Source organism: Terriglobia bacterium, assembly GCA_020073495.1.
GTDB lineage: Bacteria > Acidobacteriota > Terriglobia > Terriglobales > Acidobacteriaceae > JAIQFD01.
The window spans coordinates 134470-152445 of sequence record JAIQFD010000003.1 but is presented as its reverse complement, the minus strand read 5'-3'; the positions used below and the strand labels follow the sequence as shown (position 1 = coordinate 152445).

14 protein-coding genes are annotated in these 17976 nt (G+C 61.4%); 10 read left to right on the top strand and 4 right to left on the bottom strand.

Going from position 1 to position 17976, the window contains the following annotated elements; all coding sequences use genetic code 11:
• Positions 1 to 7: 7 nt before the first annotated feature.
• Both LAN37_08060 and ispG read left to right on the top strand, forming a co-directional pair.
• Positions 8 to 964 (top strand): DNA adenine methylase, encoded by a 957-nt coding sequence (locus LAN37_08060; GenBank protein MBZ5647158.1) that lies wholly within the window; start codon positions 8 to 10, stop codon positions 962 to 964.
• A 444-nt stretch (positions 965 to 1408) separates the two neighbouring features.
• Positions 1409 to 2653, top strand: a complete 1245-nt coding sequence (gene ispG, locus LAN37_08055; GenBank protein MBZ5647157.1) for a flavodoxin-dependent (E)-4-hydroxy-3-methylbut-2-enyl-diphosphate synthase — start codon at positions 1409 to 1411, stop codon at positions 2651 to 2653.
• A gap of 337 nt (positions 2654 to 2990) precedes the next feature.
• On the opposite strand, the gene LAN37_08050 is transcribed toward ispG, so the two are convergent.
• A complete protein-coding gene (locus LAN37_08050; GenBank protein MBZ5647156.1) occupies positions 2991 to 4475 on the bottom strand; it encodes a M48 family metalloprotease in 1485 nt (494 codons plus the stop codon).
• A gap of 211 nt (positions 4476 to 4686) precedes the next feature.
• Here LAN37_08050 and LAN37_08045 point away from each other — a divergent pair, with 211 nt between their 5' ends.
• Positions 4687 to 6210 carry a hypothetical protein gene (locus tag LAN37_08045; protein MBZ5647155.1) on the top strand — a complete coding sequence of 508 codons (1524 nt, stop codon included), beginning with the start codon at positions 4687 to 4689 and terminating at the stop codon, positions 6208 to 6210.
• An 804-nt stretch (positions 6211 to 7014) separates the two neighbouring features.
• On the opposite strand, the gene LAN37_08040 is transcribed toward LAN37_08045, so the two are convergent.
• The gene (locus tag LAN37_08040) at positions 7015 to 7707 is read right to left on the bottom strand and encodes a hypothetical protein (protein ID MBZ5647154.1); all 693 of its coding nucleotides are present in this window, start codon (positions 7705 to 7707) and stop codon (positions 7015 to 7017) included.
• Between the two features lie 582 nt (positions 7708 to 8289).
• Between LAN37_08040 and LAN37_08035 the strand changes: the two genes are divergently transcribed.
• The 3 genes from LAN37_08035 to LAN37_08025 all read left to right on the top strand — a co-directional run bounded on the left by LAN37_08035 (position 8290) and on the right by LAN37_08025 (position 11158).
• Positions 8290 to 9240: a branched-chain amino acid transaminase gene (locus LAN37_08035; GenBank protein ID MBZ5647153.1), complete on the top strand. Its 951-nt coding sequence runs from the start codon at positions 8290 to 8292 to the stop codon at positions 9238 to 9240.
• A gap of 134 nt (positions 9241 to 9374) precedes the next feature.
• Entirely contained in the window at positions 9375 to 9899 is a 525-nt protein-coding gene (locus LAN37_08030) for a DinB family protein (protein ID MBZ5647152.1), read from the top strand.
• Positions 9900 to 10036: 137 nt separating this feature from the next.
• Positions 10037 to 11158: a type IV pilus twitching motility protein PilT gene (locus LAN37_08025; protein MBZ5647151.1), complete on the top strand. Its 1122-nt coding sequence runs from the start codon at positions 10037 to 10039 to the stop codon at positions 11156 to 11158.
• A 123-nt stretch (positions 11159 to 11281) separates the two neighbouring features.
• Here the strand turns inward: LAN37_08025 and LAN37_08020 are convergent, their stop codons facing one another.
• Positions 11282 to 11779, bottom strand: coding sequence for a transposase (locus LAN37_08020; GenBank protein ID MBZ5647150.1), 498 nt, complete (start codon positions 11777 to 11779; stop codon positions 11282 to 11284).
• A gap of 287 nt (positions 11780 to 12066) precedes the next feature.
• Between LAN37_08020 and LAN37_08015 the strand changes: the two genes are divergently transcribed.
• From LAN37_08015 to LAN37_08000, 4 genes are all read left to right on the top strand, one after another.
• Positions 12067 to 12519, top strand: coding sequence for a RecX family transcriptional regulator (locus tag LAN37_08015; GenBank protein MBZ5647149.1), 453 nt, complete (start codon positions 12067 to 12069; stop codon positions 12517 to 12519).
• A gap of 150 nt (positions 12520 to 12669) precedes the next feature.
• The gene (gene alaS / locus LAN37_08010) at positions 12670 to 15594 is read left to right on the top strand and encodes an alanine--tRNA ligase (protein MBZ5647148.1); all 2925 of its coding nucleotides are present in this window, start codon (positions 12670 to 12672) and stop codon (positions 15592 to 15594) included.
• Between the two features lie 105 nt (positions 15595 to 15699).
• Positions 15700 to 16188 (top strand): YdeI/OmpD-associated family protein, encoded by a 489-nt coding sequence (locus tag LAN37_08005; GenBank protein ID MBZ5647147.1) that lies wholly within the window; start codon positions 15700 to 15702, stop codon positions 16186 to 16188.
• A 144-nt stretch (positions 16189 to 16332) separates the two neighbouring features.
• Positions 16333 to 16719 carry a hypothetical protein gene (locus tag LAN37_08000; protein ID MBZ5647146.1) on the top strand — a complete coding sequence of 129 codons (387 nt, stop codon included), beginning with the start codon at positions 16333 to 16335 and terminating at the stop codon, positions 16717 to 16719.
• Between the two features lie 129 nt (positions 16720 to 16848).
• On the opposite strand, the gene LAN37_07995 is transcribed toward LAN37_08000, so the two are convergent.
• On the bottom strand, positions 16849 to 17949 hold the full coding sequence (locus tag LAN37_07995; GenBank protein ID MBZ5647145.1) for a Rieske 2Fe-2S domain-containing protein: 1101 nt from the start codon (positions 17947 to 17949) through the stop codon (positions 16849 to 16851).
• Positions 17950 to 17976 lie beyond the last annotated feature (27 nt).

Below are 17976 nucleotides of genomic sequence, written 5' to 3'. Positions count from 1 at the left end.
AATCAACATGCCAAATAAGGCTTCAGTAGCGCAGGGTGCTCGTCAATCATCTGAGGGATTCGTCAAAAGCCCTTTTGGCTATTTTGGGTCAAAGCAACGTTTGGCGCTGCACATAGCGAAAATGCTTCCGCCTCACAACGCTTGGGTTGAGGCTTTCTGCGGTTCAGCAGCAGTAACAATGGCGAAGAAAGCAGCCCCGATTGAGGTCATAAACGATGCTGATCTGCAGATAGTTAATGTCTTCCGCCAGCTTCGAGACCACCCCACTAAACTCATCCGGCAGATCGAACTGACGCCTTATGCACGCGAAGAGTTTGAACGAGCATACAGGCGAACTGCCGCTGTCAGCGACTTGGAGCGTGCGCGAAGATTTCTCGTGGCCTGCATGATGACTGTAAATGGTGCGATGGGAAGCAATGGCCAGGGGGTCAGGCATAGTGGTTTTTCATATTCTCAGTCCTATACCCGGAACGGACAAGAAGCTCGCGTTAGTCGGTGGAATTCGCTACCGGAGCGCCTGAGCAAGGTCGTGCAACGGCTGAAACACGTTCGCATTGAACACAAAGACGCGCGAGACCTCTTGAGAATGTTCCATAAGCGTCCGGCTACTCTTTTCTACTTGGACCCGCCGTACCTCATGAACAGAGATACGAAATACAAGATAGATGCAAACGACAAGGAGTTTCACGAGGAGTTGCTCGAACTGTGCTGCCGAGCCAAATGCATGGTCCTCGTGAGCGGGTATGACAACCCGCTCTACAACTCAGCGCTGACTAAGGGCGAAGGTTGGAAAAGGAAGACGATTAAGACACATACCCGTGATACTAAGGGCAAGGATCTTACTCGAACAGAAGTTCTGTGGATGAACCGGTTCTTCGTAGAGGCTATGACGACGAGTCGTGTGCCCATCGACCTGACCAAGAAGGAAAACAAGAATTACAAGGTGAACCCCGTCAGAAGGTAGCTCTGGGGATCGATGATTTCCTTGGCGGTGAAAGAACTATCGTCGATAGCTGTCTTGCATCAAGAACCCGAACCCCATTGCCACGAGACTGAAAGCGGCACCGCGTACGAGTGGCTCCACCCCTGGTGTGACAAGTATGGCCAAACCACTGAGAAATCCCACGTACAGAATTACGCGCGACCAGTTTAGCGTCGAATCGCCAGAGGACTTCCGAAGAATCAATCCAACGAGAGCGAGTATCGGGGAAGCCCACGCGGCGATGAACACGTGAGTCTTAAGCCATTCCACCATTCAACACAGAATTGTACTGTGCGGGGACTCTAGCGGTAAAAACACACGCGCCCCACACAGCCCCCAGGAGGGTGTAGCCGAATTTTTCCCGAAGGGTACTACCCCAGGGAGGGTGTGACCGGCGTCACTCCGGGCTGGTAAACTAGGACTCTGATGGCTGAAATCAAGCGCAGGAAGACGGCAACCGTTGTGATCGGCGGAGTGCGCGTGGGCAGCGATGCACCAGTAGTGGTGCAATCCATGACCAACACCGATACCGCCGACATCCCCGGCACCATCCGGCAGGTGGCGGCCCTGGCGCGCGCCGGCTCGGAGTTGGTGCGGGTCACGGTCAACAACGACGCCGCCGCGGCCGCCTTGCCCGCCATCGTCGAAGGGCTCGAGAAGCAGGGCATGCGCGTGCCCATCATCGGCGATTTCCACTACAACGGACACATTCTGCTGAAGAAATATCCCGCGTGCGCCACAGCGCTAGCCAAGTACCGCATCAATCCCGGCAACGTCAGCATCGGCAAGAAGGACGACGACAATTTCCGCACCATGGTCGCGGTCGCGGTCGAGAACCAGAAGCCGGTGCGCATCGGGGTGAACTGGGGCTCGCTCGACCAGCAGTTACTGACCAAGCTCATGGACGACAATTCGCGCCTGGCCGAGCCCAAAGACGCGCGCGAGGTCACGATGGAAGCCATGGTGCTCAGCGCGCTCAATTCGGCCAAGCTCGCCGAGAAATACGGCCTGCGGCCGGACCAGATCATCCTCAGCGCCAAGGTGAGCGGCGTGCAGGACCTGATCGACGTGTACCGCTCGCTGGCGGCGCGCTGCGGCTATGCCCTGCACCTCGGTCTGACCGAGGCGGGCATGGGCGCAAAGGGAATCGTGGGCTCGAGCGCAGCGCTCGCGGTGCTGTTGCAAGAAGGCATCGGCGACACCATCCGCGTCTCGCTCACGCCTGCGCCCAACGGAGACCGCACCGAAGAAGTCCTGGTCGCGCAGCAGATCCTGCAATCGCTCGGCATCCGCAGCTTTACCCCGCAGGTCACCGCGTGCCCGGGATGCGGGCGCACGACATCCACCTTCTTCCAGGCGATGGCAGAGCAGATCCAGACGTACTTGCGGGAGCAGATGCCGCTGTGGAAGGAGCGTTACGCGGGGATCGAAGAGATGAAGGTCGCAGTGATGGGATGCGTGGTGAACGGCCCCGGAGAATCCAAGCATGCCAACATCGGCATCTCGCTGCCGGGCACGTTCGAGGAGCCCAAGGCGCCGGTCTTCGTGGATGGCCGGTTGATGACCACTCTGAAGGGCGACAATATCGTTGCTGAATTCATCCAGATCCTGAATGGTTACGTCGAATCGCGCTACTCCGCCCGGGCGGAAACAGCGTCGATGGAGAAGTAGGGCGAAAGCAGGGCGGCGGCCAAGCCCCTGCCGTTACGCACGCAACAGCGCATACGACGCCACCAGCCATAGCACGAAACCAGCGGTGTTCAGCGCCACGCGAATACCGATGTTGTCCACGATCTTGTTGTACTTCCCGCTCATCGCAACCTCCTTACAATCTCTTTGACGGACGCCGCGCGAATTGGTTAGTCGGCCGCGCTGCACTTTCTTGCTGCCTGCTTAGAAGTACGTTCCAGCCCGGAAAAAGTTCACGGATTCTTGGCGCAGGGCGGAAAGGCATGGAAAAGGCGGTGGCTACGGGCGCAGGCAGCGGCCCGGGGAATCCAGTTCGTCACTACTTCAGGCGCAGGGTGCGCAGCATGTTCTCGAAGGTGGGCCGCAACTGTTCGAAGTCGCGCTCGGGCGCGACGAACACCGCGTAAAGCACGCTCCCGTCGGCACGCTGCAACGTGACCAGCCAGTCATGCTCCGGCAGCGGCGCGCCCCTCGAATCCAGCACCGGGGATTGGCCGCTCAGGTCCACAGACATGCCGGGCACGCGGTTCACGCGAATGCTGTCCGCCCCCGAGGTCTGCCTCATGCCGGGATTGCCCTGCGTGATGCCCTGCACCAGCTGCTGCGTGGCCGCGCTCAGGCTGGCTCCGCCTTGCGGCGAGTACCCGCCCATCATGACTCCGTATGCGACCGTGCCCTGCGAGACCCCTGACGGCGGGCCGATCGTGATCGAGCCACTCTGCTGGTCCGTGGTGGTCTGCCAGTTGTCCGGATGCTTGATCGTGAAGACGCTGTTGCTGGCAATGGGGATGAGGGTCTTGCTCGGCCTGACCTGCTGCAGGGTCACCGCGCCGAGATTGGCGCTGGCAGGAGCCGGTGCGGCCGGAGCGGAGCCTGTGGCGACAGCGGCCGGCGCTGCGCCGCCATTCTTGTTTTGGCTTGCCCACTGGCCGGATTTGGCGCCGTCCGTGATCTGCTGCCCGGTGTAGGCCGTCACGCCCTGCGCCTGCTGGTGGGCCTGGGTGAAGGACTGGCTGCTGGCCTGGTAGTTCTCCGGCGGCCAGTTCGCGATCTCCTTGTCCACTGCGGTGATGCGGTTGCCGGGACTCGGGTGATCGCTCAGGAACTGCGGCGGCGCGCCGCCCTGACTTTCCAGCTTCTGGAAGAACTCGGCCAACGACTTGGGGTTGTAGCCGGCCTTGTACGCGATGATGGCGCCCACGGCGTCGGCCTGAGCCTCATCTGCGCGCGAATACTTCATGCTGAGCAGACCGCCACCTACCTGACCTCCAATACTCGCAATCGCTCCGGTCACTCCCCCGAAGATCTGCCCCAGGATCTCACCCCCAGCGGCGAGGATGCTGGGCAAAGTGTTCTTCTGCATTTGCTTGGCCGAGTGCTGCATATAGACGTGAGACATCTCGTGGGCCATGACGCCCGCCAGTTCGGCCTCGTTATCCGCCGCCGTGATGGTGCCGACGTTGATGAAGATCGGGCCCCCCGGAACGGCAAAGGCGTTGATCTCCTTCTGCTGGATGACATGGAACTGGTACGGCCAGGAGTTCTGCTGCGGGATGACGCGCTCCAGCTTCTTCCCCAGTTGCTGTACGTACTGCGTGACCGGACTGGAGTCGGGCAGCACCGGCATCTGCTGATAGACCTCGCCCACCGCCTTCTGCCCGAGCTGGATCTGCTGGTCCCGGCTCATGCCGGCGTTGCCGGGATCGGGCAGCACCGGTTCCGCTTGGGCAAGCGACTCCGTCACCACAAACGACAAAGTCAGTACGATGGCCAAGGCGCGTACGAGAACAGATCGCGTGTTCATAACCCCTCCAGCACAGCACCGCTACCAAGCGATTTTACATAGCGGAAGCTGGTTACGCTGCCCGGCAGGTACCGATTCGGGAGCTCCACGGAGCCGGTACGGCGGGCCGGATGTCGCATCCCGGTGGTCAAGGTCTGCGTCTAAGGTAACCATCCGAGTCGTTGCTGGGCGTGCTAGTATCGGCGCAATCCCCCGACTCAACAGCGCATCCATGGTCCAGCACCCCACTCTTCGGTTTCTCGCGGCGTTCACTGCACTGATCTGTTTCGCCTGCTTGTTGCTCTGGGTAGACACGCTGATCCCGCAGCCGATGGCGTTGTCGCGGCGGCCGACACCGCCCGCTGCAGGCACAGCACAAGCCTCCGATGTGGCCGCCGAGATCCCGGAGATGGCGAGTGAGAGCCCGCCCGCGCCCCATCAGACGCCAAGCCTTTCCCAGCCCGCCGCGGTCGAACCGGCGGCCGATGCCGGACGTCCCGACGCACATGTGGTCAAGCGCGGCGAGAGCGTCACCACCGTCGCGCGCGCGTGGCTGTCGCGAACTTCGTACATGACCGCTCTCGAACTCGAGGCAGCGATCCGCGAAGCCAGCGGCCTGAAGAGCGGCGCGCCCAAGCCCGGCGAGGTGCTGGTCATCCCCGGCTTTCAAGCCGAGCCGGTCGTGGAGCACCCCATCGCGCGCGCCCGCGATTTCGAGGTCCACGCCATCTACCTGACCGGCGGCATGGCGGGCAGCGATAACGGCATCCGCCTGATCCGCCACTGGCACGACGTCAGCGGCAATGCCATCGTCTTCGACGTCAAAGATAGCGACGGCTCGGTGAACGTGCCCTTCGAGCACGCGTTTGTGCCCAAGGGCCACCGCCCGCCCATCCGCAACCTGCCGAAGTTCATCCACTTCCTGCACCAGAACGGCATGCACGCGATCGCTCGCATCGCGTTGTTCCGCGACGACAACATCGCGCAACACCATTCCGAGTTCGCGGTGCGCTCGCGCCGCGGCGGCGAGCCCTGGCGCGAAAACGGCAAGCTGGTGTGGAGCGACCCATCGCAGCCGGAGGTCCAGGCTTACAACATCGGGCTGGCCAAGTACGTGGCCTCCGCCGGCGCCGACGAGATCCAGTTCGACTACGTGCGCTTCCCCGCCGAGGGCGACCAGAAAGACGCGCAGTTCGCCTTCGAGAAGACACATCCCGCGTGGAAACGTTTCGAAGTGATCAGCGACTTTCTGGCCCGCGCCTACAAGGAGCTGCACGCCAAGGGCGTGTTGGTCTCGCTGGACGTCTTTGGCGTCATGGCCTGGCAACGCCCGGTAGACCTCTCGCACACCGGACAGGACATCGTGGAAATGGCCAAGCACTGCGATGTGCTCTCGCCCATGATCTATCCCTCGCACTTCTTCGGCATGGACGGATACGCTCTGCCCGGCGACGCTCCCGAGCACTTCATCTCCGAGTCCATGGAGCGCTTCCAGAAGGTGACCGAGGGCAGCGCGGTCGTGCTGCGGCCGTGGTTGCAGGCCTTCGGCTGGAAGACGAAAACCTACTCGCCCGCCTACATCGAGACCCAGGTCAGCGTGGCCAAGGACAGGGGAGGCATAGGCTTCTTGTTCTGGAACGCGCGCAACGATTACGCCAAGCCCTTCGCCGCCATGCCCGAGATGCGCTCCAAGCCGGCGCGCTTCTTCCACGTGGACGCCCCCGCGGCCCAAGCCAGGAGCACCGCTGGGCAGTAGCTTTCCATCTGTCATCCCGAGCGAGGGCTTCAGCCCGAGTCGAGGGACCCCTACCCCCTCCCGGTCATCAGTTCAGATAAAGGACTTAGCTACTGATATCAAGGGGATCAGGAGCCGTCTGCAAGAAAGACCTCACCACAAAGAACACGAAGGTCGCACAAAGGTGCGCGAAGGAAACCCCGCGACAGATCCAGCCCCCCTCCCCCTCCCCCTCGATATGTCGGTCTAAAGGGGTTAAGGGCGGAGATATGTGGGGTATGTGGTAGCTAGTAGCTGGTAGTTAGTCGTTAGTAGGAGCCGGGCGGAAAGGCCGGCCAAACGATCAACACACACAATTTCAAAGATCGGCTGCACGGGGCAGCGGCGCGCGCGCGGCGCGCTACCAAAGATCCTTCGCCAAAGGCTCAGGATTTCGCCTGCGGGCTCCCGCTGCGCTCACACCCGCAAAGCGGCTCAACATCCAGAGTAGCAAATCGAAGAGTTGTGGAGCTGGAGGTGCGGAACGCGAAGGGCAGCGGAATCAACAGCTTACGACGGGCGCAAACACCGCGCTTGACATTGCTTAAAGCTATACAGACGGCTTCCTAAGCGGCTGAAACTGAGCGGCTTAGTGGATTGCACATGAAAGGACGAGAGTGAAATTTATTTTGGGGCGCGTCCCAGTCGAGCAAAACTGGCTCCTGTGGGCGCCTTTCATCTGGGCCACCCGACCTGAAATTATTTTCGATCGTCGTCCCATCCATGCCAAGGAGCGGGGTTGGGTGGGCACCCGGCTGTTATCGAGGGGCACCCGGCGTCTTGATTTCAAGACGGTCCAAAGATCTCGCGGTACTTAGATTCCGTCACCTTCCTGAAGGCCATATCCAGTGTCCATATGGAACCACGAGGCCGGTCTTTTACCCCGGCTACATCAATCGAAACTCCATCAGTCCCTGTGAGACTCATTGAAATCGTTATTTCCTGCCCCCCGAGATTGACCCGCCAGTCGTGGTTGACATTGAGATACTTTGCCGACCACCCATCCTGATTGGAAAATTCTCCGGCCAACGCATGGTTGGTCCGGATAGCGTCGTGGTAGGGCACCATCTCCTCAGGAGTCAATCTTTCAAAATGGGTGCCCGCCCACTTGAGATCCCCCTTGTTGCTCATTGAATATATTGTCGAATTCCAGAACAGGACTGGGAACGGTCCTTCATGGACTGGGTAAGTCTCGATCTTTGTTGGCGTGATCCGGAAAACAAGGACCGCATGCGTCATCTGTGTCGGGGCGGTGGCACCGCCCATCAATGAACGGAATATCATCCCAATATTGCCGAGATAGGTTTTGCTCCAGCCGTCGTACTCTTGATCGACAAAGACAAAGCACTCCTGCTGATTGCAGAACGCCTTCGACACCCAGGTCGCACTAATCCCGTAGGCTCTCATCGATGCCGCACCGAGGAGCAGGACGACGAAAACGACGAATGTAATTTGCAGCAGTCTGCGCTTGGAAGTCATGGCCGACAGAAGCCTCCCGGACCAGGCCCGCAGATATTGTTGAGAATGTTTTCACGATTGTAATCCCACTTCCCATTGAGTCTATCGTCACTGTAATTAGGGTCTTCTGAAGGAGACGCGCTGATAAACGTCTGGATGCTTAGCAGCTGTGCCCCACCGTTCGCCAAAAGCGGGCTTGGGTGGGGCACCCGGCATTTGTCTGTGATTTTCAGTGCAGGTAGGGGTCCTTCGACTCGGGCTGAAGCCCTCGCTCAGGATGACAAACATGGAGCGCGACAAGAGTGGGCGAGAAGCCTATATGGTGGGGATCAGAAGACCCTTCGCAGGGCCTCAGGGTCTCGGCGGCGGGCTCCCGCTCCGCTCACGCCCGCCAAGCGCCTCGACTTTCCGTTGTGACGTATCTCGATACGCCCGTATAATGGCGGGTGATTCCTCCGACTGCAGTGCGGAAGATTTTCATCCCCGGGTTGGCTGTGCCGGCACCGTACGGGGGAAATTTTTCTTGTCTCCGGCGGCCCTTATCCCCGTCTAATCCAGTAGTCCTCCAAAGCTGCGACCACCATCCCCCAAGGAGCGCCTAGCATGGCGATGAACAAGACCGAGAAGATCTGGCACAACGGGAAGCTGATCAACTGGGACGACGCCACCCTGCACGTCATGTCCCACGTGGTGAACTACGGCTCGGCGGTGTTCGAAGGCATCCGCTGCTACGCCCGCAAGGACGGCGCCGGCATCTTCCGCGCACCGGAGCACATGCAGCGCCTGCTGGATTCGGCCAAGATCTACCGCATGGATGTTCCCTTCACCCGCGATGAACTGGTGCGCGGCATGGTGGAGGTGCTGGCCGCCAACAAGGTCGTTCCCTGCTATGTGCGGCCCGTCGTGCTGCGCGGCTACGGCCAGATGGGCGTGAACCCGTTCAATTCTCCCATCGAGGTGTACATCATCAACTACGAGTGGGGGAAGTATCTCGGTACCGGCAAGGCCGACGAGGGCGTGGACGTCTGCGTCTCGTCGTGGACCCGCCTGGCCCCCAACACTATGCCGGCGATGGCGAAATCGGGGGCGAACTACATGAACTCGCAGCTCATCAAGATGGAAGCCATCGTGAACGGCTACGTCGAGGGCATCGCGCTGGACGCCAACGGCTACGTCAGCGAGGGTTCGGGCGAAAACGTCTTCCTGGTCCGCAACGGCACGCTGCTGACCGCGCCGCTGGGCAACTCGGTGCTGCCCGGCATCACCCGCGATAGCGTCATCCGCCTGGCCAAGGACCTCGGCATCCCGGTGGTCGAGCAGGTGATCCCGCGCGAGATGCTCTACATCGCCGACGAGGTGTTCTTCACCGGCACCGCCGCCGAGATCACACCCATCCGCTCCATCGACAAGATCACCGTCGCGAACGGCAAGACGGGACCGGTCACGCAGGCATTGCAGAAGGAGTTCTTTGCCATCCTGCAGGGCAAGGCGCCGGACCGCTACAACTGGTTCACGCCTCTGCCGGTCACGTCGCGCCAGCCCGTGACGGCCTGACGAGCTCAGCATCTCCACCCAGCGGGGCGCATGCACTGCGCCCCGATTCTTTTTCGTATAAGATTTGAAACCCATTCGCAAGGAAATCGTCTCTTGAGAGGACGCACTGTCCGAACAACCAGCCAGGAGGATCTATGAGCACCGCAACCCCTGCAGTCAGCACTGATTTCGCGGTCGCGTACCGCGATTTCATGGTGGAGAGCATCACCCAGGAGATGGCGACCACGAAGAAAGTCCTCGCCGCCGTCCTGGAGAACAAGAAGGACTACCGGCCGGATCCCAAGTCCCGCACCGCCGGGGAATTGGCCTGGCATATCGTCCAGGTCGAGGTCCAGTTCCTGCATGAGATCGCCGATGGCGCTTTTTCCATGGAAGAGCGCTACAAGCATCCAGGCACCATCGCGGAGATGGTGAAGTGGTACTCGAAGGAGCTGCCGACTGCCATCGAGCGGGTCAAGAAGATGAGCCCCGAACAGCTCAATAAGGTGCTGGACTTCTACGGCGCCTTCAAATTCCCGGCCTACTTCTTCCTCAGTTTTGTGGAGAAGCACAGCCTGCACCACCGCGGCCAGCTTGCGGCCTACCTCCGTCCGCTCGGATCGAAGGTCCCCAGCATCTACGGGGGCAGCGCCGACGAGCCTTGGGAGCCGCCGAAATAAGTCCCGAGTCCAGAGGTCCAAGTACCGAGCGGGGCGGCTGCCGAGCCGCCCTTTTTCCTTCGCTGCACTCTGTACTCTGCACCCGGAACGTGATACTTTTCACCCCACCGGAATAGCTCCCCTAGACGAGAACAGCTATGCATATTGATGATTTGCTGAAGATCGCAATGGAGCGTAAGGCCTCCGACTTGCACCTGAAGGTGGGCAACTTCCCCCATGTGCGGGTGGATGGCGAACTGGTGCCTCTCACCGACCAGCCACGCATCTCGGCCGAGGACATGCTGAACATGGCCTTCAGCATGATGTCCAACCGCCAGAAGCAGAAGTTCAAAGAGAACACCGAGCTCGATATGGCGTACGGCGTGGCCGGCCTGGGACGCTTCCGCGTCAACGTCTTCCAGCAGCGCGGCAACGTCGGGCTGGTGCTCCGCGTCATTCCCACCAAGATCAAGCCGCTCGACGAGCTCTTCCTGCCGAGGATCCTCGACCAGATCTGCGAGGAGCAGCGCGGCCTGGTGCTGGTGACCGGGGTCACCGGTTCCGGCAAGTCCACGACGCTGGCGGCCATGATCGACCGCATCAACTCGTCGCGGCCGGAACACATCATGACCATCGAGGACCCCATCGAGTTCCTGCACCGCGACAAGAAGGGATTCGTCAACCAGCGCGAGGTCGAGGTGGACACGCCCTCGTTCGGCAGCGCCCTGCGCGCCAGCCTCCGCCAGGACCCCGACACCATCCTGGTGGGCGAGATGCGCGACCTGGAGACCATCCAGACCGCGCTGCACGCCGCCGAGACCGGCCACCTGGTCTTCTCCACCCTGCACACCCTGGACGCGGTCGAGACCATCAACCGCATCATCTCCGTCTTCCCGCCGCCGGAGCAGAAGCAGATCCGCCTGCAACTGGCCGCGGTGCTCAAGGCGGTCGTCAGTCAGCGCCTGGTCAAGCGCGCCGACGGTCCGGGCCGCGTGCCCGCGGTCGAGGTGCTGGTCACCACCGCGTACATCCGCGAGTGCATCATCACCCCGGAGAAGACGCGCATGATCAAGGAAGCTCTCTCCGCCGGCGTCTCGCAGTACGGTATGCAGACCTTCGACCAATCGCTGTACGATCTCTACTCCAAGGGCCTGATCTCCTACGAGACGGCGCTGGAGAACGCGTCGAACCCGGACGACTTCAAGCTGCGCGTCCAGGGCATCAGCTCCACCGGCGATGCCGCCCGCGACGAGATGCAGCAGGCCGGCTTCGGACACTAGACCTCAGAGGCAATCGCTTGGACGCGCGCTTCGGCGCGCGTTTTTTTTCGCTACCGCAGCCTGCTTGGGACAAGCGTAATTCGTTAGGACAGCCGGTCGCCGCAACCCGGGTGGAGCAGGCCTTCAGGCCTGCATCCTAGCGGCCAAGACATCGACCGGCTTTAGCCGCTGAGGGACTTCATCTTTCTGGAATTTGGGATTGGCCGAACCAAATGGCCAATCCTCTGCTCTTTCGACCAAGCCGCGCCGGACGGGGTTTTCATGGATGTACCTTCGGAACTGCTCGTATTCCTCTGCATCGCGAACTCGATGGTCGTAAAAGCTTGTCTGCCAGATTTCGTAGGTGACACCGAATCTCTTCTTCGCTTGAAAAGAAAATCCACCCTTAATGAACTGCATCGCACGCTCGAGAGTCACGATCGGACTCATGAGCAGATGGAAGTGGTTCGGCATTACCACGAACTCGTGCAAGAGGTATTTCTGTTGCTCCCGATATGAGTACAGCAGTTCAATGAAAAGATCGGCCATTCGCTCGGATTGCAGCAGGTTCTTCTTCATGTAAGCCGAGGCGGTGATGAAGTAAGTACCGTGGCCCGTTTCACCCCGGTAAGGAATAGTCATAAGTACCTCAGCGGCTAAAGCCGGGCCTCATAAGAACACCGGCAATGTGCAGGCCTAAAGGCCTGCTCCACCCCTTCCGCTTGAGGGCCTAGTGGCCCTTCCACCCGTTCGCGGGCTTGAGAACTTGCACTACGCACCTGCTTACCACATTGCCCACTGGGCTGTCGGTGAGCAAAACCTCCGATTGGGTGCAGCCGTGATATGTTCTGCCCGTGCCCTTCCGGACCAAGAAGACCTCCGATGCGGCGGCGCTCTACGAGTACGCCGTCGGAGCGCTAGGGCGGAAGATGCGCTCCGTCGCCGAACTCAAGCGCCTGCTCCGCCAGCGCGTGATTGCGGGCGAGAACGGCGAGGCGCTCGTCGAAGCGGTCGTCATCAAGCTCAAAGAGCAGAAGTACCTGAACGACACCGACTACGCCACGGCCTATTCCAGCTATCGCAGGGACAACGAGAAGTTCGGCCGCATGCGCGTGATCTCCGACCTCAAGGCGAAGGGCGTGCATGGCGAGGTGATCGGGAAGGCGGTCTCGGCCGCCTACGCGGACAGCAACGAAGAGCAGCTTGCGCGCGCCTACCTGCGCCGCAAGAACCTGAAGAAGCCCTCCGATCAGAAGCAGGCCGCCCGCATCTTCCGCGCCTTGACCCGCGCCGGCTTCACCAGCCGCACCATCATCAAGATCCTCAAGAACTGGAATGTGGATGACGAGGTCCTGACGGCGCTCGAATCGGAAGAACAATGATGGCTGTCCAGTGCGTTCGTCTAAGCTGTTGGCGATCAGCTATTAGCGTTTAGCCAGCCACGACCGGCCCGGAGTCCTCATTGGCTAAGCGCGAATCGCCAATCGCTAACCGCTCAATCCCGCCTGTTAGAATTACGGCTTCACCCACGTATGCTCACAGGCTCCGACATTCGCGAGATGTTCCTGAAGTATTTCGAGCAGCACGGCCACAAGCGCGTGCATTCGTCGTCGCTCGTCCCGGCGAACGATCCCACCCTGCTGTTTACCAACGCCGGCATGAACCAGTTCAAGGACGTCTTCCTGGGGCTGGAAAAGCGCGACTACAACAGAGCTACTACGTCGCAGAAATGCGTGCGCGCCGGCGGCAAGCACAACGACCTGGAGAACGTCGGCTTCACCGCCCGCCATCACACTTTCTTCGAGATGCTGGGGAACTTCTCCTTCGGCGATTACTTCAAACGCGATGCCGTCAAGTTCGCCTGGGAGCTGGTCACCTCGAAAGATTGGTACGGCATCCCCAAGGACCGCCTCTACGCCACCATCTTTAAGGGCGAGCAGGGCGTGCCGCGCGACGAAGAGGCCGACGGATACTGGGCCGAGCAGGGCGTCCCCAAGGATCGAATCCTCGAGATGGGGATGAAGGACAACTTCTGGCAGATGGGCGACACCGGCCCCTGCGGCCCTTGCAGCGAGCTCCACTACGACCTGGGCCCGGCGGCCTCGCAGGAGGGCCACGCCGACTGCAAGTTCCCCTGCGAGTGCGGCCGCTATGTCGAGATCTGGAACCTGGTCTTCATGCAGTTCGACCGCGACGCGAGCGGCAAGCTGAACCCTCTGCCCAAGCCGTCTATTGATACTGGCGCCGGACTGGAACGCATCGCCGCAGTCATGCTCAACCTCCAGGACCGGAATAAGTTTTCGAACTACGACACCGACCTGTTCCAGCCGCTGATCAAGCGCGCTGCCGAGCTGACCGGGGTCAAGCTCGACAAGGAACTCGCTGCCGAGGAGCACAAGCGTGGGGCGGCCTCGCTGCGCGTCATTGCCGACCACGCCCGCGCGACCACGTTCCTCATCTCCGATGGCGTCGTGCCGGCCAACGAAGGCCGCGGGTATGTGCTGAGGAAGATCATCCGCAGGGCCATACGGCACGGACGTCTGCTGGGACAAGACAAGCCATTTCTGTACCAGATGGTGTCCGCCGTTCGCGACCTGATGAAGGACGCCTACCCCGAACTGCTCGACTCCGCCGACCGTGTTGCCAAGGTCGTGGAGGCGGAGGAGTCGCGTTTTGCGCACACGTTGGACATCGGATCAGAGGAGCTAGATATCGCTGTTGCTGAAGCGATTAACGACGCAATTGAAGAAGCCGATATGGACGTTCTCGAACATTGGTTCGAAGGCTTTACAAATGAAGAAAGAGTGATTGTCGATAATGACGTAAAGAGTGAGTATCTGCCATACCTCTTGTCTGGCCACACTCCGGAAGAGCGCGAAAACGCCGCAAGGCACCTCGTGGGCAACAATCTCGCGAAGGACCTGCTGTCATACATTCCACAAGCCGCGAACGTCACTCTCACTGGAGACGAGGCCTTCAGACTGTATGAGACTTACGGGCTACCCCGCGACTTCATCGAAGACGCTTGCCGAGACGCCGGCATCGGATTTGATGCTGAAGGATTCGACCGCGCCATGGAAGCGGAGCGCGAGCGCGCCAAAGCCTCCTGGAAGGGCGCAGCCAAAGCGACCGCCAGCCCTGCGTTTCGCGAATTGAAGCCGACCGCGTTCGAGGGCTATCGGCAGACAGAATCGGATTCCTGCGAAGTGCTGGCTATCATCCGCAAGGGCCAGGGTGTGCGGGAACTGAAGCCCGGAGACGACGGCGAGGTCGTCCTCGACCACACGCCCTTCTACGCCGAATCCGGCGGGCAGGTCGGCGACACCGGATGGTTTTACAACGATGAGCACAACGCCGTCGTTGCCGAAGTGAAGGGTTGCTACTACCCCGTCCAGGGCGTGCGCGCCCACAAGGTAGTGGCGAAGGAGCTAATCGTGGTCGGCCAGCGCGTGGACGCCGTGGTGGACACCGGCGTGCGCCAGTCCACCATGCGCAACCATACCGGTACGCACTTGCTGCACGCCGCCCTGCGCGAGATCCTGGGCAAGCACGTCAAGCAGGCCGGCTCGCTGGTCGCCCCCGACCATCTGCGCTTCGACTTCTCCCACTTCACCTCCGTCGCCGACGAGGAACTGCAAGACATCGAGGACCTGGTCAACAAGGAAGTGCTCAAGAACGAGCGTGTCGAGGTCATCGAGGACGTGCCCATCGACGTGGCCGTCAATCAGTACAAGGCCATGGCGCTGTTCGGCGAGAAATACGGCGACAAGGTGCGGGTCATCAAGATCGGCGACTTCTCCACCGAGCTCTGCGGCGGCACGCATACCTTGCAGACCGGCGAGATCGGCCTGGTGAAGGTGCTGCGCGAGGAAAGCGTGTCGTCGGGCACGCGACGCATAGAGGCCGTGACCGGCGAAGGCTCGCTGAAGCATTTCCGCCGCGACCACGAGCTGGAGAGCGTTGTCTCCGGGCTAGTCCGCGGCCACGCGGAAAGCCCCGCAGTTGCTCTAAAGACCGAACTCGAGCGCCGCGAGGAAGAGATCAAGAAGCTACGCAAGGAGTTGGAGCAGGCGCGCATGAAGTCCGCTTCAGCCGCCGTTTCCTCTACCGAGGACAAGGTCAAGACGGTCAAAGGTGTGAAGGTCTATGCCTCGCGCGTCGAGAACGTCGACCGCACCCAGATGCGCACCCTGGTGGACAACCTGCGCAACAAGCTGGGCTCCGGCGTGGTGGTGCTGGGCGCGGCGCAGGATGGCAAGGTCGCGCTCATCGTCGGCGTCACCAAGGACCTCACCGACCGCGTGCAGGCGGGCAAGATCGTCGGGCAGATCGCGCAGAAGGTCGGCGGCTCCGGCGGAGGCCGTCCCGACATGGCCGAGGCCGGAGGCAAGAACCCCGAAGCTCTCGACGCCGCCCTGGCCGACGCCCCCGCGGTGGTGGAATCCCTCCTGAAGTAGCGGCTGGGGTAGGCCTTCCTGCCTTCGTTGTATCCTCTCGCCACGGGACCTGGCGCGGCCTCGATTCTGGCCTATAATCTCTCGCCCGCGACGGAGGACACCGCCATGCCCAGAGCCAAGGCCGCCACCAAGAAGCAGCGGTTTGAGGCCGAACTTTATCCCGACAGCGCCGGCAGCAGCGTGCTGAAGTTCGATGTTCCCTTCAACACCCAGGAAGTCTTCGGGACGCGCGCGCGCGTTCCGGTGCGTGGCACCATCAACCGCTTCCCCTTTCGCAGCTCCATCTTCCCCATGGGCGGTAAGTGCCACATGATGGTCGTCAACCGCGAGATGCGCGAGGGCGCGAAGGTGAAGGCCGGCGACACCGCCAAGGTGGTCATGGAACTGGACGACGCGCCGCGCACGGTCGCCGTCCCCGCCGACCTCAAGAAGGCGCTCGCCGGGAACATGGCGGCCCAAGCGGCGTTCGACAAGCTCTCCTACACCCATCGCAAAGAGTTCGTGAAGTGGATCACAGAGGCCAAGCAGCCGGAGACGCGCCAGAGCCGCCTGGCCAGGACCCTGGACATGGTGGTCGCCGGCAAGCACCGCTAGCGCCCTGGCCGGGTTGCTCTGGACAGCGCACCGCATACGGGTGTATATCCTGCCCCACATCTTCGCCGGGGGACGTGCAAGCTAGTGGGGCGCCGCGATACTCCCGATTCTGAGCCCGCCCCGCTGCATCCAAGGGGGTACGCCATGGCGAATCTGGCATTCAGGCAGGAGATGGATCGCGTCCGCTTCATCACGCACGAGGGCAAGCAGATCCTGCTGATCGACAACACCAGCTGCTCCTCGCGCGAGATCATCGAGAACTACACCGAGTGCCAGCGCATCGTGACCGCGGAACCAATGAACTCGGTGCTCACGCTCAGTGACTTCACGGACGCGGAGGTCGACCGCACCGCCCTTACCCGCATGAAGGAGGTTGCGGTGCTCGACCGGCCGCACGTCAAGCGCGCTGCCATCACCGGTGTGGACAGCCTTCCCGACACCTATTACCGCTCGCTGATGTCCTTCTCGGTCCGCGAATTCCCCGCCTTCAAGACGCGCGAGGAAGCGCTCGACTGGCTGGTCCAGGACTGATGGCTAGCTATTAGCGATTGGCAATTGGCGTTTAGCCAGCACCGGTCCCGCCTGGTGCGTCGGAATCTGTTCCGGACAGACAGGAAGCTGGATTGGCTAAACGCTAGTCGCCAATCGCTAATAGCCGCCCTAGCTCCGCCACTTCAACGTCACCGGCCCGCTCATGGGGTGCTTCATCGCCGTGCCGCTGGCGCGCGATTCCAGCAGCGCCTGCTTCAGCGCGAAGTACCACTTGGCCGGGCGGTCGGCGTCGTCGATCAGCATCATCGCGGGATCGTGCTTCAGCCCTTCCGCCTGGATCTCCATGGTCTGCCGGTCCTGCTCCATGAACTTCTTGCCGAAGAAGCGGAAGATGGGCAGCACTCCCGGCACGAGGCAGAAGATATTCCACGCCGCGCGCACGTCGATGCGGCAGGCATTTGCGGTGATGGGCGTCACCGTGGTCAGGCTGGAGAACCAGTACTTCCCTGCGTGGATGGTCTCGTAGCGGCAATTCGGCAGGACGAAATCGATGGTGGTGGTGATCCCTTCCGCCTTGGCGTAGGCGCGCAGCAGCTTGTAGGGCGCACTGTTCGACGACGGCGTGTGCGCGCTCATGCGGAAGCCGTTGGGAATGGGCTCGAACTGCTTGGCTTTCTCGTGGATGCTGCGCCGCGTCCGCCACCACCACGCCTGGTGCACGAAGGGCCCGTGCGCCGGGTCCATCAGTCCGATGATCCCGTGATCCACGTTTACCGGCAGGTCTGCCGACAGGAAAGTAAGAGTGAACTTCTGGCTGAATGTCGGAAGTTTGGGCGGATCGCCCTCCGGTTCCTGGTTTCCGCGGAACTTTTCGCCTTTCTCCGGCAGGTACACCCAGAAGAAGCCGTCCTGCTCGCGGCAGGGGAAGGCGTTGGCGTAGATCTTGGAGACGTCGAGGTCCTGGCCCGGCACCAGGGACGGGATCTCGGTGCACTGGCCGCTGGTGGGCTCGAACTTCCAGCCGTGATACGAGCACTGCACGCGCTTGCCGTCGAACCAGCCGCGGGAGAGCGGCATGGCGCGGTGCGGGCAGGCGTCACGCAGGGCGAACGGCCGGGCCCGGTCGTCGCGCCCCAGCACCAGCGGGATCCCCAGCAGCATGGCCGTGCGCATGCGGCTTCCGTACACCTGCTCGCTGCGCAGCGCCGGATACCAGAACCCGCGTAGCATCACCGCGTCGGGCATCAGTTGGTCGGGGGTTTCAGGCATGCAGTCTGGCTAGTATATTCTGGCAGC

Bases quoted from the DNA above. Each gene is read 5' to 3' on its own strand.
- LAN37_08060 (MBZ5647158.1), top strand. From the start codon at position 8: ATGCCAAATAAGGCTTCAGTAGCGCAGGGTGCTCGTCAATCATCTGAG.
- ispG (MBZ5647157.1), top strand. From the start codon at position 1,409: ATGGCTGAAATCAAGCGCAGGAAGACGGCAACCGTTGTGATCGGCGGA.
- LAN37_08050 (MBZ5647156.1), bottom strand. From the start codon at position 4,475: ATGAACACGCGATCTGTTCTCGTACGCGCCTTGGCCATCGTACTGACT.
- LAN37_08045 (MBZ5647155.1), top strand. From the start codon at position 4,687: ATGGTCCAGCACCCCACTCTTCGGTTTCTCGCGGCGTTCACTGCACTG.
- LAN37_08040 (MBZ5647154.1), bottom strand. From the start codon at position 7,707: ATGACTTCCAAGCGCAGACTGCTGCAAATTACATTCGTCGTTTTCGTC.
- LAN37_08035 (MBZ5647153.1), top strand. From the start codon at position 8,290: ATGGCGATGAACAAGACCGAGAAGATCTGGCACAACGGGAAGCTGATC.
- LAN37_08030 (MBZ5647152.1), top strand. From the start codon at position 9,375: ATGAGCACCGCAACCCCTGCAGTCAGCACTGATTTCGCGGTCGCGTAC.
- LAN37_08025 (MBZ5647151.1), top strand. From the start codon at position 10,037: ATGCATATTGATGATTTGCTGAAGATCGCAATGGAGCGTAAGGCCTCC.
- LAN37_08020 (MBZ5647150.1), bottom strand. From the start codon at position 11,779: ATGACTATTCCTTACCGGGGTGAAACGGGCCACGGTACTTACTTCATC.
- LAN37_08015 (MBZ5647149.1), top strand. From the start codon at position 12,067: ATGCGCTCCGTCGCCGAACTCAAGCGCCTGCTCCGCCAGCGCGTGATT.
- alaS (MBZ5647148.1), top strand. From the start codon at position 12,670: ATGCTCACAGGCTCCGACATTCGCGAGATGTTCCTGAAGTATTTCGAG.
- LAN37_08005 (MBZ5647147.1), top strand. From the start codon at position 15,700: ATGCCCAGAGCCAAGGCCGCCACCAAGAAGCAGCGGTTTGAGGCCGAA.
- LAN37_08000 (MBZ5647146.1), top strand. From the start codon at position 16,333: ATGGCGAATCTGGCATTCAGGCAGGAGATGGATCGCGTCCGCTTCATC.
- LAN37_07995 (MBZ5647145.1), bottom strand. From the start codon at position 17,949: ATGCCTGAAACCCCCGACCAACTGATGCCCGACGCGGTGATGCTACGC.